Origin of the sequence: Methylomicrobium agile, assembly GCF_000733855.1 — a bacterium.
Taxonomy (GTDB): Bacteria; Pseudomonadota; Gammaproteobacteria; order Methylococcales; family Methylomonadaceae; genus Methylomicrobium; species Methylomicrobium agile.
In genome coordinates, this window is sequence record NZ_JPOJ01000001.1 from 3,646,564 (window position 1) to 3,671,108 (window position 24,545).

Consider the following 24,545-nt stretch of genomic DNA (forward strand, 5'->3'; position numbering starts at 1 on the left):
TTTATGCTGGCCAGCCTGGGAATACCCGGAACCAGCGGTTTTCCGGCCGAATTGCTGATGATCGTCAGCGCGTTGACCTCGCATCCGAGCCTGGCCATTGCCGCGCTGGCCGGAACGATTCTCGGCGCCGCTTACATGCTGTCGTTCACGCGCCAGGCCTTCTTGGGACCGGCGACAAGCGCCGCGGTCAGGCAATTGCAGGATTTGCGCCCGCGCGAGCTGGGCGTTCTTTGCGTGCTCGGCATGCTGGTCCTCTCATTCGGCCTGTGGCCGGATACGGTTCTGGAAAATCAACGGGCTGCAGCCGAAGTCTGGCTGAATCATTTGCTCGAACCGCCGGCGATGGACGGCTCCGGTTTCGATCCGGAGGTACCGGATCCGGAAACCCGCGAATGACAAATGGAAATTTCGAGATGCATGAGAGCAGGCCGGCCGGAAAAACCGACGTTATCTGTCATTGCAGCGGGACTACCGGAGAGAAGATCAGGGCGCTGGTCGGTCGGGGGATCGGTGATCTGGAGCATATATCCCGGCTGACCGGCGTTTGCGCGGGATGCGGAGCCTGCGAGCGCGCGGTATCGGATTTGCTGGCCGAGTTGGGCGGGCGTCCGGATTCGATATGTCCGCCCATCATCCCTTGAGGGCGGCTTCGGTCCGGGAGCCCGTTGGGAACTCCCGGCGTTAACGGCATTGCCCCTGTACCCCGGTTATTTATAGAGGGTTTTGGCTTCTTCGGACTTCGCGAAATCGACGCCGACGCTGATGACGAAACTCGAAACCTCTTCGATGTTCATCTGTGATTGCATCACCTTGGATTTGTGCACCATCACCGTGAAACCGGATGTCGGGTTGGGAGAGGTAGGGATGTAAAGAATATAGCAATCGCCGATGCGGTTCGTGACATAGGCGGGTACCCACATGCCATCTTTGGGGTATTCGACGTAAACCGCTTCGCGAAGTTGCGATTCCTCGGCGGTTAGAAACAAGCGCAGCAATTTGCGCGTAACCCGGTAAATGCTGCCGATGATCGGGATTCTCTGGATTAGCGATTCCAGATAATAGAGCAAATGCGCTCTGTCCTGTTTCAGCAATTTGCCGAAATAGGCCAAAAGGCCGATCGCGGCGGCGAACAGGACGATGGTCACCAGAGAATTGTCGTATTTGCCGTGTACCAGCAACACGAAATTCTTCAACGCACGCTGAACATAGACAATGATCTGAAAGATCAGCACGATCGGAACGAAGCCGACTATGCCGATCAGAACATCATTTACCAGCGTTTTAAGTTTGCTTGCCATCGAGTTTTCCCCTTTGTGTGTGCTTGTATGAGACATCAATGATGCGGCCATTTCGCTTCGTTGCAGCGCACGGAATCACGGCCGGCTCGAATTTACTTTAGCGAAGCCGTTGGCTCGACGCCAGTAGAAAATTTCATCATTGATAGAAAATTCCGTCATCGGTCGGCTTCGTCCGGAAAAAGGCCGGTTCGTACACAAAAACGAAGGGAGGTATTGCCGTTGTCGCCTTCTTGTTTTAACGGCATGAAGACAAGGAGACAAAATCGATTTGGCGGCCGGAGCAAAAGACCCCGGCCGGCCATGCACAACGTTTTTGAGTATCTAGAGCATTTTCATATCGCGTATAAGTGCACAATACCGTTAAGTCCAGCCGTCATCTCGGCAGGGATTGCCGAAATCCAGGGTACAGGGAGGTATGAGAGCCAACCCGCCTGGGTTTCTGGATGCCGGCAATCCCGGCCGGAATGACGTGTTTTCCTTACGAAGGCCTTGTTCCCAAAGCGAAAATGCTCTAAAACAACCCGCTGATCCGTCCGTTTTCGTCGATGTCGATCTTCTCCGCCGCCGGCACTTTCGGCAGGCCCGGCATGGTCATGATATCGCCGGCGATCGCGACGATGAAGCCCGCGCCGTTGGCCAATCTGACTTCTCTGATTTCGACCGTGTGTCCGGACGGGGCGCCCTTGATCGACGCGTCGGTCGAAAACGACATCTGCGTCTTCGCCATGCAGATCGGGAAACGGCCGTAGTCGCCGTTCCAGGCCGCCAACTGGGCCTTTACTTTCGCGTTCGCGGTGACTTTGGCCGCGCCGTACAGCTTGGTCGCGATCGTTTCGATTTTTTCCCACAGGCTCAAATGGTCGTCGTAGACGAAGCGGCAGCCATCCAGGTGGCGGTCGGCCGTCTCGGCGACCGCGTGCGCGAGCCGTTCGGCGCCCTTGCCGCCTTCGGCCCAGTGTTTCGAGGCGATGCAGACTGCGCCGAGCGTCCGGCATTTGTCCTGCAGTAAGTCGAGTTCGGCCTCGGTGTCGAAGGTGAAATGGTTGATGCAGATCACGCAGGGCAGGCCGTAATGTTCGGTGATGTTCCGGTAATGCCGTTCCAGGTTCGCGAAGCCTTGTTCGAGCGCGCCGAGGTTTTCCCGGTTCAGGTCTTCCTTCGCGACGCCGCCGTGGAATTTCAGTGCCCGGACCGTCGCGACCAGCACCACCGCCGATGGCTTCAGGCCGGCCATCCGGCATTTGATGTCGACGAATTTCTCGGCGCCGAGATCGGCGCCGAAGCCGGCTTCGGTGATCACGTAATCGGCCAGCTTCAGCGCGGTCTTGGTCGCGGTGACCGTGTTGCAGCCGTGCGCGATGTTCGCAAACGGGCCGCCGTGGATGATCGCGATGTTGTTTTCCAGCGTCTGCACCAGGTTCGGCTTGATCGCGTCTTTCAGCAGCGCCGCCATCGCGCCGTGCGCATTCAGGTCGCGCGCGTAGACCGGCGTTTTGTTGTCGGTCTTGTAGCCGATCACGATCCGGCCGAGCCGCTCCTTCAGATCGGTGATGTCGGTCGCGAGGCAGAGGATCGCCATCACTTCCGAGGCGACCACGATGTCGTAGCCGTCTTCGCGCAGATAGCCGTTCGCGGGGCCGCCCATGCCGAGCACGATATTCCGCAGCGCCCGGTCGTTCATGTCGACGACGCGTTTCCATTGAATCCGGCGCAGGTCGATGCCTAGCGCATTGCCGTGGTTGATATGGTTGTCGATCAGGGCCGAGAGCAGGTTGTGCGCGACGCCGATCGCATGGAAATCGCCGGTGAAGTGCAGGTTGATGTCTTCCATCGGCACGACCTGCGCATGGCCGCCGCCGGCGGCTCCCCCTTTGACGCCGAAGCAGGGGCCGAGCGAGGGCTCGCGCAGGCACATGATCGTCTTTTTGCCGATCCGGTTCATCGCATCGCCGAGGCCGACGGTGGTGGTGGTTTTGCCTTCGCCGGCCGGCGTCGGGCTGATCGCGGTGACCAGAATCAGTTTGCCGTCCGGCTTGCCGCCGAGGCTGTTCACATAATCCAGCGACAATTTGGCTTTGTAGTGGCCGTACGGGTCGAGATGTTCGGCGTCGATGCCGAAATGCTCTTTTGCGAGGCCGATGATCGGCTTCATCTTCGCCTGTTGGGCGATTTCTATGTCGGACATGAATTTTTTCCTGTTGCAGACCCGGCCAGGGTTGGAATAAATAGCCGGAAAGTCTAATTTAAGGTTGAAAATTGATTTTTATGGCACCGAGCGTATCCCTGGATAGAGAGTTAACTAGCTCCGGGTAACATTGAAACTGAATACTGCGCAAATTGAGAATCATGAGTGACAACGGACAACTGCTCCACTTGGGCTTGAGCAATAATCAAGCGATCGAAAGGATCGCGATGGTGAAAAGGCAAATTCAGTAATTGCAGTAAGTGCGATGTTTTAATCGGTAAAAGGGTTATTCCTTGTTGATGCAGAACGCTTTCAACGGTAGATAAATCGTCCAGAAGCTCTAATTTTCCGAGCGAAATCTTGATAGCGATCTCCCATAGGCTGGCAATACTGACGGCAATGCTGTTATGCCGGTCTTCGATGTATCGTTTCCAGGTATCAGGTAATTTCGGGTCGTTCTCCAAATACCAGAGCAGAATGTGCGTATCGAGCAGCAACTTCATGACTGATATTCGTCGAAGTCCGGTAATGGCGCATCGAAGTCGTCGCCGATCTTGATGCGCCCGGCCAAAGCGCCCGCTTTACGCAGCATTAACGGTGCATTTTCTCCTTGTTGCGCTACCGCATCGGAAACCGCTATTTCGATCGTTTTGTCATGAAACAGGGCTTTCAAGGAGTTGATGAAATCTTCATTCAGCTCATTGGCTTGCAGTCTGTATGTGGTATGCATAATGATTCAATTGAGCATGGTGAAAATATGATAATGGACAACAACTACTGGTCGTTGTCCAAAATGCGAGGGAAGCGATAAAACTGTCCCAAATTGAGGTGTGCCTAGCTGTATGCCTAGCCGTACACTGGAAAACGCGTGCATAGGGCCGCGACCTTCTCGCGCACCGCCGCAATCACGTTTTCATCTTCAATGTTTTCCATTACATCGCACATCCAGTGCGCGACCTCGATTACCTGTTCTTCCTTGAAGCCGCGCGTAGTGGGGGCAGGCGTGCCGACCCGGATGCCGCTGGTTACGAACGGCGACTGCGGGTCGTTCGGCACCGCATTCTTATTGACCGTGATGTGGGCCTTGCCGAGCGCGGCGTCGGCGGCCTTGCCGGTAATGCCTTTCGGAATTAGCGAGACCAGCATCAGATGGTTGTCGGTGCCGCTCGAAACCACGTCGAAACCCCGTTCGATGAAGACTTTCGCCATCGCTTGTGCATTCTTGATCACCTGTTGCTGATAGGTTTTGAATTCCGGCTCCATCGCTTCCTTGAATGCGACCGCTTTCGCTGCGATCACGTGCATCAAGGGGCCACCCTGGATGCCGGGGAAGATCATCGAGTTGATTTTCTTTTCGAGCTCGGGATTGGCTTTACCCAGGATGATGCCGCCGCGCGGACCACGCAGGCTTTTGTGCGTGGTGGTGGTGACGATGTCGGCGTAAGGCACCGGGTTCGGGTACAAGCCCGCGGCGACCAGGCCCGCGACGTGCGCCATGTCGACCAGCAGGTAAGCGCCGACCGCGTTGGCGATTGCGCGGAAACGCCTCCAGTCCATGATCCGCGAATATGCCGAGAAACCGGCGACGATCACTTTCGGCTGGTGTTCGCGCGCCAGGGCCTCGATCCGGTCGTAGTCGAGCAGGCCGGTGGCCGGATCCAGATGGTATTGCACCGCGTTGTAAATTTGACCGGAGAAATTCGGTTTGGCGCCGTGCGTCAGGTGGCCGCCGTCGGATAGCGCCAGGCCTAAAATGGTGTCGCCCGGCTTGATCAGCGCCATATAGGCGGCGGCGTTGGCCTGCGAGCCGGAGTGCGCCTGCACGTTCGCCCAGTCGGCGCCGAATAGCTGCTTGGCGCGGTCGATGGCCAGTTGTTCGACGGTATCGACGTATTCGCAGCCGCCGTAGTAGCGTTTGCCCGGATAGCCTTCGGCGTATTTGTTGGTCAGTACGGTGCCCTGCGCTTCCTGAACGCGCGGGCTGGAATAGTTCTCCGAAGCGATCAGCTCGATATGGTCTTCCTGGCGGCGGCGTTCTTCTTTGAGCGCCTGGAATAATTCATCGTCGAAGCCTTCGATGGTCATCGATTTATCAAACATGCAAATCTCCTTGAATTAATTGTGGAATATTGTAGGGCTTAAGGGTGGCCGTGCAAAGCGTTATCCGCGGCCGGCGTTAGGTTTTCGGGCGGATCAGCAGGATCTGCAGGTCGGCGACATTGGTGCCGGTCGCGCCGGTGAACAATAAATCGCCGGAAGTTTGCAGCGCGTGATAAGAATCGTTATTGTCGAGCAAGGCTTCCGGCTCGATGCCTTGCGCGCGCATCCGCGCCGGCGAACCGGCATCAACCCGCCCGCCGGCCGCATCGGTCGGACCGTCGCGGCCGTCGGTGCCGCCGCTCAGAAAAACCCAGTCGGCATCGAGCCCGTGTTTTTCGGCGGCCAGGGCGAACGCCAGCGCCATTTCCTGATTGCGGCCGCCGCGCCCGTTGCCGGTCAAGCGGACCGTGGTTTCGCCGCCGGCAAGGTAGGCGGTCGGCTGGCGGATTTGTCCATTAGCGGCGATCGTTTTGACCCATTGTTCGGCGGCATTCCGCGCGATACCGCACAAATGATCGCTGTAAATGACGGTTCGGTAGCCGAGCTGCTCCGCGGTTTGGGCGGCGGCTTTCAGGCTGATCGCATTGCTGCCGATCAGCGTGTGGCCGGTTTTCTCAAAAACGGGATCGTCAGGTTTTGGCGTTTCAGGTGCTTGCCCGCGTGCGCCGTTCTGCAAATAGGCGCGGACCGTGCCGGGAAGCCGTTCCCAGATGTGTCTCGCTCGTAAAATACGAATTGCCTCTTCAAACGTGCTCGGATCGGGCACGGTCGGGCCGCTCGCGATCGCGCTCGGATCGTCGCCGAGTACATCGGATAGGATCAACGCATGCAGGTCGGCCGGCGCGGCGAGCTTGGCGAGTCCGCCGCCTTTCAACTGCGACAGATGTTTGCGCACGCAGTTGACTTCGTCGATCGTGGCACCGCTGGCCAGCAAGAAACCGGTTACCTCGCATTTATCAGTTAAGGAAACGGATTCGACCGGGCAGGGGATCAACGCCGAACCGCCACCGCTGACCAGCGTCAACACCAGCTCGCCCGCCTTGGTGCGGCCGGCTTTTTCGGCAATCCGGCGGGCGGCGTCAAGGCCCGCCGCGTCCGGCAGCGGATGGCCCGCGCCGAAGACATCGCTGCGGTTCAGGACGGCGACGTTTTCGTAGTTTGTGACCGCGATGCCCCTGCCGGCCCATAACGGCTCGGGAAGGATTTCTTCAGCGGCCCGTGCCATTGCACAGGCGGCCTTCCCGAAAGCGATCAGGTGAATCTTCGGCCATTTGCCCAGGCGCTGCCTGCCGGGATCATTAATGTCAAGACGGATCGCCAAACGATCCCGGTCGGCCGACAGGCAGTCTTTGACCGCCAGGTAGGGGTCGGCCGCCGCCACGCCTGCCCGAAAGAGGGCGAGAGCATCATCGCGCGCTGCCAAAATCGCTTCGCTTTCCACGGATAAATCGAGAAAGAGCGGTCGTTAAGCCATTTGTTTGGCGAGTTCGAAGATGTTTTCCGCGTCGAAAACCAGCTTGTTGTCGGTAAACAGTTTCGCGATGCAGGCACGATGCAGCTCCAGTTTCAGCGGCCCGAAGCCGAGCGCGCCCCAGACGATCTTGCCGTGGCGCTCCACCCCTTTGTCGAACACGTCGATGCCGCCGATGCCGATCGGCTGGGTGGCGTTCGCGTCGGCGATCAGTTCGATGTGGGGATTGTCCTGCCAATGTTCGGCGCCAATCAACTCGATGCCGGCCGCGCCGGCCGCAAACACGATGTTGGCTTTTTCGATCGCGCGGCCGCGCGCTTCGGTATCGGCCGCTTCGACCGGGACGATGTCGACGCCGAAACGGGCTTTCATCGAGCGGCAGGCGGCGGCGGCTTTGTCCATCTTGCGTCCGGTCAGGGAGACTTCGGCGCCTTCGAGGCTCAGCATCACCGCGGCGCGCTGCCCGACGGGGCCGGTACCGGCCAGTACGACCGCTTTCTTACCGGCCAACGGGCTGCCAGCCGCCAGTTTGGCGACCGCAGCGGCTGAGGTCGTGTTGCAACCGTTGCTGTCGAGCATCACCGAGACCTGGAATCCCGGGAAGAATTTGCTTTGCACCGCTTTCAGCAGATCCTGGCCGGCGATCATGTCGCTGCCGCCGATGAAAATTGCGGTATTTTTCTTGTCTTTGGGAGGGCGCGTAAAAATCGCGCCTTCGACCAGGCCGGAAATCGTGTCGGGCGTCAGGCCGCCGAAACCGGTTACATGATCGGCTCCTCCGTCATAGGCGACGACCGTGTCGAAGACTGAGGGGTGCGGGTCGGTATCGAATTGGAAAAGCAGTTTTTTCATGGAACTCGGGAGATGAGGCCGAAGGCGACCGGATTCAAATGTTAAAAAAGACTGTCTATTATACCCGAGAAGCTTTTCCTTGTTGAGCGGCCTGAGGCCGCAGGGTGCGATTCAAAAGCCAGCTTTGGACTCCTGCTGTCCCGCTTTTCTGAAGTTGCGCGCGAGATACCCTGTTTCGCCCCTTTGTGCGGCAAGGACAGTGTCTTTCTATACATCAGTTTGAATCGCACCCGAGGCTGTACTTGATCGGCTGAGTCATCAATTGGCTTGCGGGCGTGAGGCCTTGACGTTATCATAAAACTCAAACTGACAGGGCTCGACAACAATGAGAATGGCGCGAACGATCAGACTTTCCGCATCTAAATTTTAATTATTAGGGATAACCCATGAAAACACCCGTTCATATCGCGGTTTCAGGTGCTGCAGGCCAAATCAGCTATTCTCTGCTTTTTCGCTTGGTGGCAGGCGACCTGTTCGGTCCCGAGCAGCCGATCATATTGCATCTGCTTGAAGTTTCGCAGGCGATGCACGTCCTGGACGGCGTGGTGATGGAATTGCAGGATTGCGCGAGCCCTTTACTGTACCGGATCGAAACCACCGACGATCCGCGTACGGCGTTCAAGAATGCCGATTATGTGTTTCTGGTCGGCGCCCGCCCGCGTGGTCCCGGCATGGAACGCAAGGACCTTCTGGAAGTGAACGCGGAAATATTTTCGGTGCAGGGAAAGGCCCTGAACGAGGTGGCCAGCCGCAAGGTGAAAGTCCTGGTGACCGGCAATCCGGCCAATACGAATGCCCTGATCGCGTTGAAGAACGCGCCCGAACTGGGGCCCGAGAATTTTTCCTCGATGAGCCGCCTCGACCATAACCGCGCGGTCAGCCTGCTGGCGGAGAAATGCGGTGTCCTCACTACCGATGTCAAGAACATGACGGTGTGGGGCAATCATTCGACGACGCAATACCCCGATCTGCATCATGCGAAGGTAAAAGGGCAGGATGCGCTGTCCCTAGTCGAACGCGACTGGTTTGTCGATGAATTCATTTCGACCGTGCAGCAGCGCGGCGCGACGGTGATCAAGGCGCGCGGCCTGTCGAGCGCCGCCTCCGCGGCCAATGCCGCGATCGACCAGATGCGTACCTGGGCCTTGGATACGCCGGAAGGCGACTGGGTTAGCATGGGCGTACTGTCGGACGGCAGCTACGCGATCGAAAGGGATCTGATGTATTCGTTTCCGGTAACGGTAATCAACGGCGAGGTCAGCATCGTGAAGGGGCTCGATATCAGCGAGTTCAGCATGCAAAGGATGAAGCTGAGCGAGGCCGAGCTGAAGGACGAGCGGGACGCGATCCGGCATTTGCTGTAAATTCCCCGAATCGGTTGGGTTAGCCTGGAGCGATAGCGGAAGGCGTAACCCAACCCAACGTTTTAAGTAACTGGCACTCGTCGATTGTCGGTTACGCCACCCTGTCCCGCGGCTCCTGTCCCGCGAAAAACATTTCGATATTTTCCAACACCCGCTTGCCCATCGCGGCCCGGGTTTCCTCGGAAGCGCTGCCGAGATGCGGCAGCAGCGCGACATTGTCGAGTTCCAAAAATCCCGGATAAACGTTCGGTTCGCCTTCATAGACATCGAGTCCGGCTCCTGCGATCCAGCGTTCTTTCAATGCCTTGCACAATGCCTGATTGTCGACCACATCGCCGCGCGCGGTATTGATCAGATGTGCGTTCGGGTGCATCCGTTTCAAGCGTGCCTCGTCGATCAGATGCCGGTTTTCGGCGCTGCCCGGGCAGTGCAGGGAGACGAAATCGGCTTCGCCCAGGAGTTCTTCGATCGTCGCACAGCGGATTGCCTTTACGTCGTCGAGAATTTCCTGTGAGGGTACATTGCGCGGCGTATAAAACAGAATCCTCATCCCGAAGCCGTGGTGGGCTCGTTTGGCCGTTGCTTGGGCGATCCTCCCGAAGCCGATCAGGCCGAGCGTCTTGCCGGTGACTTTCTGTCCGAGCAGATGGGTGGGCCCCCAGCCGGTCCATTGGCCGCTGCGTACCAGGCGATCGCCTTCGGATGCGCGCCGGGCCGACATGAGCAGCAACAGCATCGCGATGTCGGCCGTGCAGTCGGTCAGGACGCCGGGGGTGTTGGTTACGACCAGGCCTTGCTCTTTGGCGGCGGCGATGTCGATGTTGTTATAGCCAACCCCGAAATTGCCGATGATCCGGGCTTTCCTGTCCGGGACCCGCAGGATGTCGGCAGTGATCGGATCGGTCACGGTCGGCAGCAGCGCATCCGCGGTTTGCAGCGCCCGTTTCAGTTCCTCGGCGGTCAGCGGAACGTCGGATTCGTTCAGGGTAACGTCGTACAGTTCTTTTAATTTCGCTTCGACTGCCGAAGGCCATCTGCGGGTAACAACGACTTTGGGTTTGCTCATCGATGAACTTAATGCTTAGAGTAGGGCGGATAAGCGAAGCGCATCCGCCACATGGGTTATTGATGGGTTTTGAACGTGGGTTTCGGCTGGCGCCTCTCGGCAACTGCTCCATGCGTCGCTCTAACTCCCGCATCCGTGCAGTCGTCGGCAACTGTTCCCTGCGTTGCCCTCGATCGCGTGTTCCCGACGCGATCTACCTCGCCCTTCCTTGGGCTCGTACCTCCTGCATGAACGCCAGGGATGGCGTGAATGCAGAGATTGCACGACTGTAGGGATACAGGAGGTAGGACAACGCAGGGAGCGGTTGTCGAGGAGCAAATCTCTGCCCATGCAGTCGTACCCATCCTACGCTCGGCAATAGCGCCCTCCGTGGGGCGTAACTCCTAACGATATACCGTCAATGCGTTTTATTTTTCGGTCGAACGGTAATATTCGACTGCCGCCGCGACGCCGCTGCCCGGTTTGATGTCGAAGCCGCAATCCAGCATCGCCATTTCGACGCCGGCAAATGCGCCGAGCATCGACACGTCGTTCATGTCGCCGACGTGGCCGATGCGGAACACCTTGCCGGACAGTTCGGACAGTCCCGCGCCGAGCGACAGGTTGTATTTATTGAATGCGGTGCTGATCACTTCGCGGGCGTCCTTGTCTTCCGGCACGACGACTGCGGAAACGGTGTTCGACTCGAAACCCGGATGCGCGCACAGCTTCATACCCCAGGCCGCGATCGCGCGGCGAGTGCCTTCGGCGAGGCGATGGTGGCGCGCATAGACATTGTCCATGCCTTCTTCGAGCAGCAGGTCCAGCGCCTTGCGCAGGCCGTACAGGATCGGCAGCGCCGGCGTGTAAGGGGTATAGCCGTCCTTGTTCTGGTTCATCTGGTCGCGCAGATCCAGGAAGCAGCGCGGATATTGGCTGGTTTCGGTCGCTTTCAAGGCCTTTTGGCTGAAGCAGAGGAACGCGCCGCCGGCCGGCAGCATGAAGCCTTTTTGCGAACCGCTGATCGCGCCGTCGACACCCCATTCGTCCATCCGGAAATCCAGGCTGGCGATCGAGCTGACGCCGTCCACGAACAGCAGCGCAGGGTGGCCTGCTGCATCCAGCGCCTTGCGGACTCCGGCGATGTCGCTGGTGACGCCGGTCGCGGTCTCGTTATGGGTCGCGAGTACGGCCTTGATTTCGTGATTCTTGTCTTCTTTCAGGCGCGCTTCCAGCTTGTCCAGAGGAATGCCCTTGCCCCAGGTTTCCTGGTGGATTTCGACGTCGAAGCCGAGGCGCTTCGCCATTTCCGCCCACAAATGGCTGAACTGGCCGAAACGGTAGATGATCACTTTGTCGCCCGGATTCAGCGTGTTGGTCAGCGCGATTTCCCAGCCCGCGGTGCCGGTCGCGGGGAAAATGAAACATTGCCCTTTTTCGGTCCGGAAGACTTTTTTCATGTCTTCGAGCAAAGGTTTGAAGATCGCCGGAAATTTAGGTGAGCGATGGTCTTCCATCGGCGCGTGCATCGCGCTCAGGACTTCGTGAGGGACGTTGGTAGGGCCAGGAATATAAAGGTGGTTGCGACCAGCCATGGATTTGCCTCGTCAGGGTAGTTAAATGTTGTTAAGAGCGGAGTTGGGCAAAATGCGCCAAAATTCAAAACCGCTAATCATGACATACTGGATTGCAATCATCAATAGTACCGTAGGTCGGGCACGCTTTTTGTGCCCGACATTTTGGATGTTTCGATCTGTCTGTGGATTTCGATAATCGTAATATCGCCAAAGGATCGCCGCCCAAAGTCGGGCAACGATGAAGCGGTTGCCCGCCCTACGCGGCTTAATACTTGTATTAATACTTGGCGCTGTCGTCTCGGTAAACCAAGCCCTTGTCTTTGGTCTGCTGCCTGATCGCGCCGTACAATTGGGCGTCCAGCGACTCCTTTTTGCCACCTTCGGCAGCCACTTTTCCCCGCAGGTAATCATTGCGCCGCTCGGCGAGCTTTTTGATTTCGCTTTCCAGTTCGCTCCGTTCCTTTTTCGTCTTGCCCACCAATTCTTCCTGAGCTGCCGGCGACATCGCTTGCAGGCTTGCGGGCAGGGCTTCTTTCGGCAGGTCGGACAGTTTTACCCGGCCGCTGCCGACCGCATCGACCAGTTCGTTTTCGCCGAGAAAATTGCGTTTACCGCTGGAGGAAGCGTTGAAGGCCGCCCGGCGCGCTTGCGATTCGGTGCTGGCTTCCTTGTGCACTTTTTCGGCAGCGGCCAATTTGCCCGCCTGTTTCGCTTTTTCTTCTTTGTTGCCGTAGAAGAGGCGGGTTTTGTCCAATTTGCCGGATAATTCCGCCAGTTTTTTGTCGTACGGCGTCGCGATCGCAATCGCGTTGCCGGACTGCTCGACCTGAAAATAACTGCCTTGGCCGAGGCTGGCGACTTGCCGCCATTCGGCGGTCGTGCCGCTGTCCTGTCCGCACTGGATCGCGTTTACGATGATGCCTTTTTGTTTGGCCTGCGCCAAGGTGACCGGGTATTTGACGTCGTTCGGGTAATCCATGTGCGGCGGCGCGTCGCCGACCAGAAAGATCACTTTGTAGGTCGAAGGGTTCTGGCTCCAGGCGATCTTGTTCACCGCATCGTGCAGGGCCTGATTGACGCTTTCCGGCCCGTCGCCGCCGCCGTCGGCCTGAAAATCCATCAGTTTGGCGTACATCGAATCCAGATCGGCGGAAAGCGGGACGGTTTGGGTAACGTAAGCGTCGCCGCGGTCGCGGTAGGCGATCAGCCCCATTTTGATGTCCGGCGCGGTTTGCGCGGACGCCATCGTGCTGGCGATCGACCAGATTTTTTCCTTCGCCGCGGCAATCAGGCCGCTCATGCTGCCGGTGGTGTCGAGCACGAACACCACTTCGATCGCGGGTTTTTGATGGGCTGAAATTGGCTGCGCGACCGGATCGGCCGCTGCCGGAGAGGATTCGAATCCTTTCGCGGTCGTGGCGACGGCTTGCCTGACCGCCGGAAAAAAGGCGACCGTCGCCGCGGTCGCAGTAAAAAGTCCGATGGCGAAGAGTTGGGTTTTCATCGTCGTGTCTCCTAATTGCTGTTTGAAAGTTTGCGCACGGTGGCTTCCGCAGCCCGGTACGCGCGGTTAAAGTCGGCTTCGCCGTCGGCGGGGAATGCTGCATCGGCGGCCTGTGGATTTCCGCCCGACAAGACCCCGAACAAGGCCTGTATCAGAAAGAAACACCAAACCGTCATGAACAGGCTGCCGGTTCGATCGAATGCCCAGAAGGCCGACGCGATGCCGAACAGGCATAAACCGAGGTCGGCCAGGGACGAAAACAGGCGGCTATGAAAATACAGCGCACGAATCAGCCAGATATAAAGCGCGTGCGCGAGTAAAAACAGGAATAGCGGCGGATAGAACAGCCATACCGCCGCCGACAGGAGGCCGCCTGCGAGCAGGGCCGTGGCCCGGCCGACGCGCTCAGGGCTGCGGCCAAGTAAATAAAGGGTGTAGACGAAGGTCAGGCCGCCGATCACGATACGAATCGCGACTGCTCCGGAACAAAGTGCAGCGAAGGCATAAAAGCCGCCAGCGCCCGCGATGCCTGCGAACAGGGCAACTACGACACCTTCCCAAAACGTAGGCTTGTTCATGGCGCGCTCCATTTTTGTTTTTCCTGCAGGAAAGCGACTTCGACGTCTTCGTCCCGGACCACGACCGACGGGTTTTCCCAGGGATGCGAGGAAACCGCGCCGTTTTCCAGAAAGACCTCGGCTTTCTGTTTCATCGCCGCCAGTTGCGCCTGATGCTCCGCGAGCCGCTTGGTCAAACGGCGCGTTTGTTCGTTCAGGACCACGATCTTTTCGGCCAGCCATTTCTGCGTTTGCAGCGTTTCGAGTTTGCGTTTGACGAAAGCCCGCGCCAGCTCGTCCTTGCCGGATTGAAAACAGAGCGCGCACTTCTCCTCCAACTCGGCCAAGGTTTCCGCGAGTTGATCGCGTTTGCCTTCGAGTTGCTGCCGTTTGTGTTCCGACATGCGCACGTGCCGCTCGTCGGCCAGGACGGATTCCTCCATTTCCCGGATGCTTTGCTTCAGCAGCGCCGCGGGTTCTTCGATTTTGTCCAAAACCGCGTGCATGTCGGCCTGGAACAGTCTTGACAGTCGTGTAATCAGCGCCATGAGGCACCTCCCGTGTTGATAATGTTCGACGGGCACAGTCTAGGCGCGAAGGGCGGCGGTAAACAGACACGCTTCGGTAAAACGTTCGGCGCGGAATTTACAAAATATTTACAGTTCGGTTGCCGATAGCGGGCCCAGGCTTGCTAAACTGTCGACATTTTCCGGCAAGGCCGCTGCCATGACCCGCAAACCGCGCATTCTGATCATCGAAGACGAAACCGCCATCCGCACCGGCCTGATCGACGTGTTCGTCTACCACGGCTACGACGTCGATTTTTCCGCCCATGGCACCGAAGGCTTGGCTAAGGCGCTCGGCGGCAAATTCGATCTGGTCCTGCTCGACGTGATGCTGCCGGGCCTGAACGGCTTCGAGATTTGCAATCGGATTTGGGAACACAGCCGCGATCAAGCCATCATCATGCTGACCGCCAAAAGCAACGACGAAGACATCATCGAAGGCTTGTCGCTGGGCGCGGACGATTATGTCGCGAAGCCGTTTTCGGTCGCGCAACTGGTGCTCCGGGTGCAGGCGGTCTTGCGCCGAACCGGTCAGGGCTTGGCGCAAGAAACGTCGATACGGCTCGGCGACGAATTGACGATCGATTGCCGAAACTTGTCCGGCAGGCGCGGGGCGCAAGCGCTTTCGTTCACCCGGCGCGAAATCGAGATTCTGCAATACCTGCAACGCCATGCCGACCGGCCGGTTGCGCGCGAAGAACTGTTGCAGAAAGTGTGGGGTTATGCGAATCATCTGGCGATCGAAACCCGTACCGTGGACATTCATATTGCCAAACTGCGCCGCAAGATCGAAACCGACCCCGCCGAACCGCGCTTTCTGATCACCGTGCGCGGCGCCGGTTACCGGCTGATCGGGCCGCCGTGATGAAGCGGAACCGATTGAAAAGACTGGATAAAAAAAGGCTCCGCCGCTGGCTGCTGCTTTTTTTCCTGAGCCTTGCGATCCCAACCGCGGTGCTCGTCCAGCAATCCTACAGCCGCTTGAAATGGGAGACTTTTCACCGGCATCGGCTGATGGCCGAAGAATTGACCCGCCGGATCGACAACCAACTGATCCGGCTGATCGACGGCGAAGCGGAAAGGCCGTTCACCGACTATGCCTTTCTGAACGTGGCCGGAGCGCCGGCGGCCAATTTTTTACAGCGCTCGCCGCTTTCCCGATACCCGGTGCAAGCGGAAATCCCGGGCTCGATCGGTTATTTCCAGGTGGATGCGGCCGGCCGCTTATCGACACCTTTGCTGCCCGAAGATATCGATAAAGCTGGGCGCTATGGACTTGCCGAACGGGAATTGTCCGAACGGGCCGCCCTCGAGAACCGGATTCGGCAGATATTGAGCGAGAACCGGCTGGTCAAAAACCACACGGGCGTCGGCGCAAAAAAAGATCGTGGTAAACGCGCTGAATTGGCCGCGCGGCAAGACAAGGAGATGCGTGAAAATGAACGAGATGCCGTTTCTTTTGACCGATCCGTTGCCGGCAAACTCCAACAACCTGCAGCAGCAGCCCCGCCTGCTGCCGGCACGGGGCAGGCGATCTTTGACGAGCTTAAAAAAATAGCGCCAGCCAAAGGCAAGCAGGAAAACGCCCTGGGCCGCCTGGAAGACATCAAACTCAAGCAAACCTTTCAGAAAGAAGCCGTGCCGATACGGCCCGAAGAGAGCGTCCGCAAGGCGTTGAAAGCGACGCCCAAAAAGGCGCGCACCGAACAGAACGTCCTGCCCGAGCCGGTGCGGAGCACCGAAGCACCCGCCGTCGCCGCGTCGGAAGCATCCGGTCGCCCGGCGGCTCCAGCCGCGTCAGCGGAGGCGAAAACCTTGCGCATCCGCACGTTCGAAAGCGCCGTCGATCCTTTCGAGTTCAGCCAACTGGACAGCGGCCAGTTCGTGCTGTTCCGCAAAGTCTGGTTGAACGGCCAGCGCTACATCCAGGGTCTGCTGATCGAAAAAGATGCCTTCCTGCAAGGGACGATCAACGCGGCGTTTCAGGAAACCGCGTTGTCGCGGATGAGCGATCTGCTGACCGTTTTTCAAGGCAATGTGCTCTCCGCCTTTGCCGGTCGCGCGCCGCGCGGTTATCTGTCGAGTGCCGCCGAACTGGAAGGGGAGCTGCTTTACCAAGACCGCTTGCCCGACCCGTTCGGCGACTTGCAGCTCGTGTTCAGCATCACCCAGCTTCCGGTCGGGCCGGGCGGCTGGGTGATCATCTGGCTGAGCGCGGTGCTGAGCGCCGTCTTTTTAGCCGGTTTTTATGGGATGTACCGGCTCGGCGTCGGCCAGATCGATCTGCTCAACCAGCAGCAGAACTTCGTTTCGGCGGTCAGCCACGAATTGAAAACGCCGCTGACCTCGATTCGGATGTACGGCGAAATGCTGCAGGCCGGCTGGGTGGACGACGGCAAGAAAAAGGCCTATTACGACTTCATTCTGGATGAGAGCGAGCGCCTGACCCGCCTGATCAACAACGTGCTGCAACTGGCCAAAATGACCCGGAACGAAAACAAGCCGTCGCTGCAAAGCCTGACGGTGGCCGAACTGATCGACGGCATCCAATCGAAAATCTCGACCCAAATCGAACGGAGCGGCTTTCGTTTAACGCTGTCGGTCGATCAAGACGCGGCGCAGGCCAAACTGAAGGTGAATCCCGACTGGTTCGTCCAAATCATGATCAACCTGGTCGACAATGCGATCAAATTTTCCGCGAAGGCGGACATTAAAGCGGTCGACGTGTCCTGCCAGCGCTTGAGCGGCGGGCGCATCCGCTTCGCGGTGCGCGATTACGGTCCCGGCATCGCCAAAGACCAACTGAAAAAAATATTCCGACTCTTCTACCGCGCCGAAAACGAACTGACCCGCGAGACGGTCGGGACCGGGATCGGGCTCGCTTTGGCGCATCAAATGACGGTCGGCATGAACGGACGAATCGACGTTATTAATCGCGATCCGGGGGCAGAATTCAGGATCGATTTTCCGGTTGATAAAACTTCCGAAAACGGCGGGGAGATACGCCGATGCCGCCGTTAAGTGCTTCGTCAAAAACAACTTCCCCTTTGAAAAAGGAGAACTTCGTCAAATACACCTCCCCCTTTGAAAAAGGGGGATCGAGGGGGATTTATTTAATAAATCTCCCCCGACTCCTCTTTTCCAAAGAGGGGAGTGAACAATCCGCTTTCTCATAACAATCAATTTCAAAAAGTTATTTCCTACCCGATCCTAAGTCGTGAATACGTACAAATCGAGTTGAAAAATGCATGCCGACTTTTCTCTCCGGAAACGGAAAAACAAATCCGGCAGTCGTTGACTTTGAGTCCGCACGAAGTAAAATGGTGGATTTATTTATTTGCGGCCGAACAAGCGGATGCAATTGACCATTCGGCCGGATCATTTTATTTAGAAGCACGTACAGGCAGGTAGTCAATAATGAGTCACACTTTATATACGGCATCGGTGCAGCGTATTCAACGTTGCGAACTGGCGGTTCCCGGTTCCAATCCCGGCATGTTCGAAAAAGCCTTGAAAAGCGGTGTGGACTACATTTTTCTCGACCTCGAAGACGCGGTTGCGCCCGACGACAAGCTGCAGGCGCGCAAGAATGTGATCGAGGCAATCAATGACCTGGACTGGAAAGGCCACGGTATTACCTTGTCCGTACGGATTAACGGACTGGATACCCAGTATATGGTGCGCGACGTGGTCGACCTGGTCGAACAGGCCGGCGCCAGAATCGATACGATTCTGATTCCGAAGGTCGGCGTTTACGGTGACGTCTATATGGTCGAGGCGATGCTGAACCAGTTGGAGATGCAACAGAGCCTGAAAAACAAGATCGGTATTGAAGCATTGATCGAAACCGCGCTCGGCATGGCCAATGTCGAGGACATTGCGAGACAGGGTACCTGCGGCCGTCTCGAAGCGCTGCATTTCGGCGTCGCCGATTATGCGGCCAGCAACCGCGCGCGCACGGTCAACATCGGCGGGTTGAATCCCGACTATCCGGGCGACCAGTGGCATGCGGCGATCAGCCGGATGACCGTGGCTTGCCGTGCTTACGGCCTGCGTCCGATCGACGGACCGTTCGGCGATCTGAAAGATCCGGAAGGTTACCAGCAGGCCGCACGCCGCGCCGCCGCACTCGGCTGCGAAGGCAAATGGGCGATCCATCCGTCGCAAATCGAACTGGCCAACGACGTTTTCACCCCGCCCGCGGCCGAAGTCGAAAAGCCAAACGCATTCTGGCCGCCTTGCAGGAAGCGGCCGCGCAAGGCAAGGGCGCGGCCTCGCTGGACGGGCGCCTGATCGATGCGGCTTCCGAACGGATGGCGAACAATGTCGTCAGAGCGGCCGAAGCGATCGCCGCGAAAACCCAATAATCACTGAAAGCAAGAGGCAAGAGTCGTGGATATTCATGAGTATCAGGCGAAAGACATATTACAGGGCTACGGCGTAAAGATTGCCGAGGGCGGTCTGGCCTACAGTCCGGAAGACGCGGTCCAGCGCGCCCGCGAAATCGGCGGCCATCTGTGGGTGGTCAAGGCGCAGATCCATTCCGGCGCGCGCGGCAAGGCCGGCGGCATCAAGATCTGCAAAACCCATGACGAAGTCGCGGCCGCGGCGGAAGAACTGCTGGGCAAAAGACTGCGCACGCACCAGACCGGCCCGGCCGGCAAGGTGTGCAACCGCCTCTATGTCGAAGCGGGCACCGAGATTGTGAAAGAACTGTATTTCTGCCTGCTGGTCGACCGCAGCGCCGAACGGATCGTGATGATCGGATCGGCCGAAGGCGGCATGGAAATCGAGGAACTGGCGAAAACCCGCCCCGAGGCGATCACCAAGATTCATATCGAACCGGCGGTCGGCCTTCTGGATTATCAGGCGCGCGAGATGGCCTTCGCGCTTGGCCTGGATGCCGAAATCATGAGCCATGCGGTCAAGACGATCCGAGGCTGCTACAAGGCCTTGCGGGCGCTCGACTGCAGCATGCTCGAAATCAACCCGCTGGTCGTTACCCGCAGCAACGAGCTGATCGCGCTGGACGCGAAGATGGGATTCGACGATAACGCCTTGTTCCGCCAGCCGAAAATTTCCGAACTACGCGACAAAACCCAGGAAGACCCGCGCGAAATGGCCGCCGCGGACCGTGGCCTCAGCTATGTCGGCCTCGACGGCGACATTGGCTGCATGATCAACGGCGCCGGCCTGGCGATGGCGACGATGGACATGATCAAGTTGGCCGGCGGCGAACCCGCAAACTTTCTCGACGTCGGCGGCGGCGCTTCGGCCGAGCGCACCGAAAAAGCGTTCCGTCTGGTGCTGGCCGACAAAAACGTGAAGGCGATGCTGGTCAATATTTTTGCCGGCATCAACCGCTGCGACTGGATCGCCGAGGGCGTCGTGCACGCGGTCAGAAAAATCGACATGCAGGTACCGTTGATCGTGCGTTTGTCCGGTACGAATGTCGAGGAAGGGCAACGGATCATCCGGGAAAGTGGCCTGCCGATCATCACCGCCGAAACCCTGGCCGAAGCGGCCGAGAAAGCGGTGCAGGCGCGTAATCAGGTCGTCGCAAAAGAGGCGGTCGCTACAGAAGGTTGTTAAGGAATCAAGATGGCAATTTTTATCGACGAAAACACACGCATCATCGTTCAGGGCTTTACCGGCAAGATCGGTTCGTTCCATGCCGAGGATATGATCAAATACGGCTCCAAGGTCGTCGGCGGCGTGACGCCGGGCAAGGGCGGCCAGACCCATCTGGGCCTGCCGGTATTCAATACGGTCAAAGAAGCGGTGCAGAAGGCCGGCGCGGAAGCCAGCATCGTGTTCGTGCCGCCGGCGTTTGCGGCCGATTCGATCATGGAAGCGGCCGACGCAGGCATCAAATACTGCGTCTCGATCACCGACGGTATTCCGACCCAGGACATGATGAAGGTCAAAAACTTTCTACGCCGCTTCCCGGAAGAAAAGCGCATGGTCCTGACCGGCCCGAACTGCGCCGGCACGATCAGTCCCGGCCGTTCGATGCTCGGCATCATGCCGGGCCATATCTATATGCAGGGCAACGTCGGCATCGTGGGCCGTTCGGGCACCTTGGGCTACGAAGCGGCCGATCAGATGAAGCGTCTCGGTATCGGCGTTTCGACCTCGGTCGGCATCGGCGGCGATCCGATCAACGGTTCTTCCCACCGCGACATCCTCGAAAAGTTCGAGCAGGACCCTGAAACCAAAGTCGTACTGATGATCGGCGAGATCGGCGGTCCTCAGGAAGTCGAAGCGGGATTGTTCGCGAAGGAGTACATGACCAAGCCGGTCGTCGCCTATATCGCGGGACTCACCGCGCCCGAAGGGCGCCGGATGGGGCATGCCGGGGCGATCATTTCCTCGGCCGGCGAAGGCGCGGCCGAAAAAGTCGTGATGCTGAAGGAGCTCGGCGTTACGATCTGCCCGACCCCGGCGGCGATGGGCGCGACCGTAGCCGAAGTATTGGCGAAGCTATAGACGCACGGTCTATGGCAATGGGGCGGACTTGTTGCTGGGTTCGCCTGAACTTTGAGGGTGAGTGCTTCTTTCGGTTGAATGTATTTTTGATCAGGCAAACGGCGGGAATGGGCTTAATCCTTAAAGATTCTAGTAAAGCCGTTAGGTATTTGATATGTTATTGCCTGCTACGATCCTGTAATAAGGGGTAGCGCTGATAACATAACAATACGAATATAACCTCTAGGACAGTCTATATGAAAATTTTGAATATCTTTGCAGCAGGTATCGTCAGCTTGGCCTTATTGGCAGGCTGTCAAAAGTCTGAAGAAAAGGCCAAGGAAGGCGCAGCTCCGGCGGCTGCTCCGAGCGCTCCTGCACAGACTCCCGCACCGACAGCCGAGCCCGCCCGGCTCCCGCTCCGGAAGCGGCTCCCGCTCCCGCTCCGGAAGCAGCGCCTGAGTCTGCCAAATAATAACGATTGCCTCTGATTTCGGAGAAATGCCGGGCCAGATTTTCCGTTGGCGCGGCATTTTTTTTGCCTTATTGCTTTCCGCTCCCGTCAATGTGACCGGCAGTTCCTCATGACATCTAAATATGGCGATCCGCTTCCTTCAGGCGCAGGTCGCCTTGGAAACGTTTTTTTGCGGGCAATGAGGCTCGGTGAAAACTGATTTACGGTGCCGTCAGTCGACCAAGTGCTTCTCCCGTTCCGAAGGCCTTAAAAAAACGGTAATCGTTGCGAAGAACGAGTGTGGCTTCGTCGAAAAATGAATGCCATACGAGTGAATGAAGCGTTGCTTACAAATAAGTATAGGTTTATATTTACGGAGCTGACTGACTTCGTTCAAGGATTCGCACTTAAAATGAGAGGGCGTTTCGGCATAATCCGCATGTTTTTAACGAGATAAGAGGATCAAGCTGTAGCGAGCGAATCCATTGATAGCCATTGTCCGGGGCTTTTCGTCCGTTATAAATGAATCCTCATGAGGATTTTTGTAAACTGGGCGGAAGGGGCCCGACAACCGGCAAATTCCGTCGGAATGAGGTTTTACCCTGACAAAAATGATTAGAATAAAATTAGGAGGAACATATGTTTAAATTTCGTGTGCTGGCGACGGCGTTGGCATTGGCGAGTTCTGTTTCGGCGGCATGGGCGTTCGAAGCATTGCCCACCGAAGCTCCCGCGCCTGCCGACAATCCGACCACGGAAGCTAAGGTCGAGCTGGGCAAGATGCTCTATCATGACCCGCGTTTGTCATCGACCGGTACCGTGGCTTGCGCTTCCTGCCATAACACGATGCTGGGCGGCGAAGACAATCGCCCCAATTCGATGGGCGTGAATGGGCAAACCGGCGGACGTAGCGCGCCGACGGTCTGGAATGCCGCCTTCAACAAAGTGCAATTCTGGGACGGACGGGCGGAAAGTCTGGAAGCGCAGGCGGCAGGTCCGGTCACCAACCCGATCGAAATGGGCATGAAGAGCTGGGATGACGTGGTAGCCCGATTGAAAACGATCGACGGTTACCAGGAAGCGTTTGCGGCTGCGTTCCCCGGCGGCGAAATTTCCAAGGACACTGCGACCAAAGCGATTGCCGCTTACGAAAGAACGCTGATCACCCCGAACAGCGCTTATGACAAATATGCCAACGGCGATCAATCGGCGTTGACCGAACAGCAGGTACGCGGTCTGAACAAAGCGGCCGAACTCGGTTGTACCAGTTGCCACAGCGGACCGGCCTTCAATGGCGGCGGCTCGTTCCAGAAGTTCCCCCTGCATGAAAACGGCTATTTCGAGGCGCAGTATCACTTCATGAAGGACAAGGGCGTCGCCGAAGTGTCGAAAAATCCGGCCGACGAACATTTGTTCAAAGTGCCCACCTTGCGCAACGTAGCCTTGACCGCGCCTTATTTCCACAACGGTTCGGTCAAAACGCTGGACCAGGCAGTCAAGCTGATGGCCAAACTGCAATTGGACAAGGATCTGCCGAAGCAAGACGTCGACGACATCGTGGCTTTCCTGAACGCGCTGACCGGCGAGTTCCCGAAACAAACGATGCCGCGTCTGCCGGGCACTCCCGACAAGACGTTCAATTACGATTAATCTTCTATGTTGAAGACGGGACGGGGTGCCCATGCTCCTCGTCCCGATTTTTCCTTGGGGTCGGTCTTGATCGTTCTCTCTAAATTGTTCTCCCTCTCCCCGCAACTCTCGAACGAAACGCAAGATTAGGCGTAATAACGGAGGTTAAGCCTTGCCGTTCCGAAGGATTTTATTGGTTGGGCTGAATCTGATAGATCGACAGGGCGGCAATGCGGGCGTCGATTTCTTTCGAAATCTTTTGATATTCCGGGCTGTCGATCGCTCCGAAACGTTTCCTGAATTCTTCCGCGCTCATTTTTTCCGGTAGGTCTCGCGGATCCGGCATGAATTCGCTGTAGCTTCGGATCGCGGACATCGCTTTTTGAATTTTTCGGGCATTTTCGGGCGTCGAGGTCGCGATTTCACCGAAGCGGGTGCCGGCCTTGTCGGCGGCCAGATCGATGAAGCTGAAACCGCTGCCGCCGTCCGCGTCGCTCAATTCCTTCTGTTCGCCCATGACTTTCGCGAGCTTGCCGTTGACCGAGGCGGTCAAGGCGGCGGCGCCGATGAAATGTTGGGCCAGATCGATACGCTTGTACATAAACGCGGAGTATTGAGGTTTTTCGGCCGTTTTGATGTCCGTGACGTCGAGCAGCTTGGGAAGCTGGTATTTGTTCACATAATCGTTTACGGTAAAAATCACCAGACGGTTTTCCTCGATCGCACTTTCGGGCGTCGAGCGATTGAAAGCCAGTTGGAACATCGGCTGCAGCAGTTCGGCAAGCGACAGCCGCCATTCGGGGTCGTGATTTGCGACGATTTCGGCCAGTTTGGTTTTATAGACGGCCTGTGCCGGGTTAGCGCTGCTGTCGGCGAGAAAATTTCTTGCCTGCCGCAGCGTCTCGGCGCTCGAAAAATAAGTGATCGAAACCTTTTCATCGTCGATCTCGACAGCTTCGATCGGGTGAGTCGCCAACAAATAATATTCGCGCAGCGAAGTGTTCTGGATAATCCGTTCGATCACCCAGGCGGCGAATCGGGCGGGAAGCAGTAATTTTCCGATCTTGAATTTGGTGATGCCGGGCAATTCGCCGATCGAATCGTTGCCGAGCCGGAAGCTGACATTCAGGAACTTGCCGAGGAGATTGTCCGGCAGGGTGGCCGTCACGTTGCAGCGCAGCTTGTGGTCTTTCAGTTGAATATGGACCGCACTTTTCCAATATCGGTTCAGCAGGTAATTGGCGGCCAGATTCAGATCGCTTTCGGTCAGTTCGATGGTGTCGAGCTCGTCCGGTTTGACTTGCGCGCCTTCGTGCAGAATCTTTTTCGCACGCGCGATGTCTTCATGGGTCAGTTCCCAGCCGAGCCCGATCACGTCGGGTTTGTTGCCGACGCCGAACAGCACGATCGCCACGCACAACGCCAGGATCGTGAAGACGCTATAAACGATCAAGCGGAGTATGAGCTTCATGCGG

At 57.6% G+C, this 24,545-nt stretch carries 21 protein-coding genes and 1 pseudogene; 9 read left to right on the forward strand and 13 right to left on the reverse strand.

The window, feature by feature from the left end:
* Positions 1-3 precede the first annotated feature (3 nt).
* A complete protein-coding gene (locus tag CC94_RS24850) occupies positions 4-396 on the forward strand; it encodes a hypothetical protein (RefSeq protein ID WP_245619776.1) in 393 nt (130 codons plus the stop codon).
* The gene (locus CC94_RS0117010; protein WP_005371820.1) at positions 393-641 is read left to right on the forward strand and encodes a (2Fe-2S)-binding protein; all 249 of its coding nucleotides are present in this window, start codon (positions 393-395) and stop codon (positions 639-641) included. Before CC94_RS24850 ends, CC94_RS0117010 begins: the two co-directional genes overlap by 4 nt.
* A gap of 66 nt (positions 642-707) precedes the next feature.
* On the opposite strand, the gene CC94_RS0117015 is transcribed toward CC94_RS0117010, so the two are convergent.
* The 7 genes from CC94_RS0117015 to CC94_RS0117045 form a co-directional block, all read right to left on the reverse strand.
* Entirely contained in the window at positions 708-1,298 is a 591-nt protein-coding gene (locus CC94_RS0117015) for a DUF502 domain-containing protein (protein ID WP_005371822.1), read from the reverse strand.
* Between the two features lie 511 nt (positions 1,299-1,809).
* Positions 1,810-3,483 carry a formate--tetrahydrofolate ligase gene (locus CC94_RS0117020; RefSeq protein ID WP_031431626.1) on the reverse strand — a complete coding sequence of 558 codons (1,674 nt, stop codon included), beginning with the start codon at positions 3,481-3,483 and terminating at the stop codon, positions 1,810-1,812.
* A 110-nt stretch (positions 3,484-3,593) separates the two neighbouring features.
* Positions 3,594-3,986: a type II toxin-antitoxin system VapC family toxin gene (locus CC94_RS0117025; RefSeq protein WP_005371829.1), complete on the reverse strand. Its 393-nt coding sequence runs from the start codon at positions 3,984-3,986 to the stop codon at positions 3,594-3,596.
* Positions 3,983-4,213: a hypothetical protein gene (locus CC94_RS0117030; protein WP_005371831.1), complete on the reverse strand. Its 231-nt coding sequence runs from the start codon at positions 4,211-4,213 to the stop codon at positions 3,983-3,985. Before CC94_RS0117030 ends, CC94_RS0117025 begins: the two co-directional genes overlap by 4 nt.
* Positions 4,214-4,329: 116 nt before the next feature.
* Positions 4,330-5,583, reverse strand: coding sequence for a serine hydroxymethyltransferase (gene glyA / locus CC94_RS0117035; RefSeq protein ID WP_005371833.1), 1,254 nt, complete (start codon positions 5,581-5,583; stop codon positions 4,330-4,332).
* A 76-nt stretch (positions 5,584-5,659) separates the two neighbouring features.
* Positions 5,660-7,006: a glycerate kinase type-2 family protein gene (locus CC94_RS0117040; RefSeq protein WP_245549331.1), complete on the reverse strand. Its 1,347-nt coding sequence runs from the start codon at positions 7,004-7,006 to the stop codon at positions 5,660-5,662.
* Between the two features lie 42 nt (positions 7,007-7,048).
* The gene (locus CC94_RS0117045; RefSeq protein ID WP_005371836.1) at positions 7,049-7,906 is read right to left on the reverse strand and encodes an NADP-dependent methylenetetrahydromethanopterin/methylenetetrahydrofolate dehydrogenase; all 858 of its coding nucleotides are present in this window, start codon (positions 7,904-7,906) and stop codon (positions 7,049-7,051) included.
* Between the two features lie 386 nt (positions 7,907-8,292).
* Here CC94_RS0117045 and CC94_RS0117050 point away from each other — a divergent pair, with 386 nt between their 5' ends.
* Positions 8,293-9,270 (forward strand): malate dehydrogenase, encoded by a 978-nt coding sequence (locus CC94_RS0117050; protein WP_005371838.1) that lies wholly within the window; start codon positions 8,293-8,295, stop codon positions 9,268-9,270.
* A gap of 91 nt (positions 9,271-9,361) precedes the next feature.
* Here the strand turns inward: CC94_RS0117050 and CC94_RS0117055 are convergent, their stop codons facing one another.
* The 5 genes from CC94_RS0117055 to CC94_RS0117075 form a co-directional block, all read right to left on the reverse strand.
* Positions 9,362-10,336 carry a 2-hydroxyacid dehydrogenase gene (locus CC94_RS0117055; RefSeq protein ID WP_005371840.1) on the reverse strand — a complete coding sequence of 325 codons (975 nt, stop codon included), beginning with the start codon at positions 10,334-10,336 and terminating at the stop codon, positions 9,362-9,364.
* A 407-nt stretch (positions 10,337-10,743) separates the two neighbouring features.
* A complete protein-coding gene (locus tag CC94_RS0117060; RefSeq protein WP_005371842.1) occupies positions 10,744-11,910 on the reverse strand; it encodes an aminotransferase class V-fold PLP-dependent enzyme in 1,167 nt (388 codons plus the stop codon).
* Positions 11,911-12,169: 259 nt separating this feature from the next.
* Positions 12,170-13,396 (reverse strand): vWA domain-containing protein, encoded by a 1,227-nt coding sequence (locus CC94_RS0117065; protein WP_005371844.1) that lies wholly within the window; start codon positions 13,394-13,396, stop codon positions 12,170-12,172.
* Positions 13,397-13,407: 11 nt separating this feature from the next.
* Complete coding sequence (locus tag CC94_RS0117070) at positions 13,408-13,974, reverse strand: hypothetical protein (RefSeq protein ID WP_005371845.1); 567 nt, start codon at positions 13,972-13,974, stop codon at positions 13,408-13,410.
* The gene (locus CC94_RS0117075; RefSeq protein ID WP_031431627.1) at positions 13,971-14,501 is read right to left on the reverse strand and encodes a PspA/IM30 family protein; all 531 of its coding nucleotides are present in this window, start codon (positions 14,499-14,501) and stop codon (positions 13,971-13,973) included. Before CC94_RS0117075 ends, CC94_RS0117070 begins: the two co-directional genes overlap by 4 nt.
* Positions 14,502-14,679: 178 nt before the next feature.
* Here CC94_RS0117075 and CC94_RS0117080 point away from each other — a divergent pair, with 178 nt between their 5' ends.
* The 6 genes and pseudogenes from CC94_RS0117080 to CC94_RS0117115 all read left to right on the forward strand — a co-directional run bounded on the left by CC94_RS0117080 (position 14,680) and on the right by CC94_RS0117115 (position 23,091).
* Complete coding sequence (locus tag CC94_RS0117080) at positions 14,680-15,384, forward strand: response regulator transcription factor (RefSeq protein ID WP_005371853.1); 705 nt, start codon at positions 14,680-14,682, stop codon at positions 15,382-15,384.
* 14 nt (positions 15,385-15,398) lie between these two features.
* Positions 15,399-17,540 (forward strand): sensor histidine kinase, encoded by a 2,142-nt coding sequence (locus CC94_RS0117085; RefSeq protein ID WP_245619777.1) that lies wholly within the window; start codon positions 15,399-15,401, stop codon positions 17,538-17,540.
* Positions 17,541-17,936: 396 nt separating this feature from the next.
* A pseudogene (locus CC94_RS21760) lies at positions 17,937-18,886 on the forward strand (HpcH/HpaI aldolase/citrate lyase family protein).
* 25 nt (positions 18,887-18,911) lie between these two features.
* Positions 18,912-20,111: a malate--CoA ligase subunit beta gene (locus tag CC94_RS0117095; RefSeq protein ID WP_031431628.1), complete on the forward strand. Its 1,200-nt coding sequence runs from the start codon at positions 18,912-18,914 to the stop codon at positions 20,109-20,111.
* Between the two features lie 9 nt (positions 20,112-20,120).
* Positions 20,121-21,008, forward strand: a complete 888-nt coding sequence (sucD, locus tag CC94_RS0117100; protein WP_031431629.1) for a succinate--CoA ligase subunit alpha — start codon at positions 20,121-20,123, stop codon at positions 21,006-21,008.
* 1,072 nt (positions 21,009-22,080) lie between these two features.
* Positions 22,081-23,091 (forward strand): cytochrome-c peroxidase, encoded by a 1,011-nt coding sequence (locus tag CC94_RS0117115; protein ID WP_005371864.1) that lies wholly within the window; start codon positions 22,081-22,083, stop codon positions 23,089-23,091.
* A 169-nt stretch (positions 23,092-23,260) separates the two neighbouring features.
* On the opposite strand, the gene CC94_RS0117120 is transcribed toward CC94_RS0117115, so the two are convergent.
* Positions 23,261-24,541: a YfiM family lipoprotein gene (locus CC94_RS0117120; RefSeq protein ID WP_005371865.1), complete on the reverse strand. Its 1,281-nt coding sequence runs from the start codon at positions 24,539-24,541 to the stop codon at positions 23,261-23,263.
* Positions 24,542-24,545: the final 4 nt, after the last annotated feature.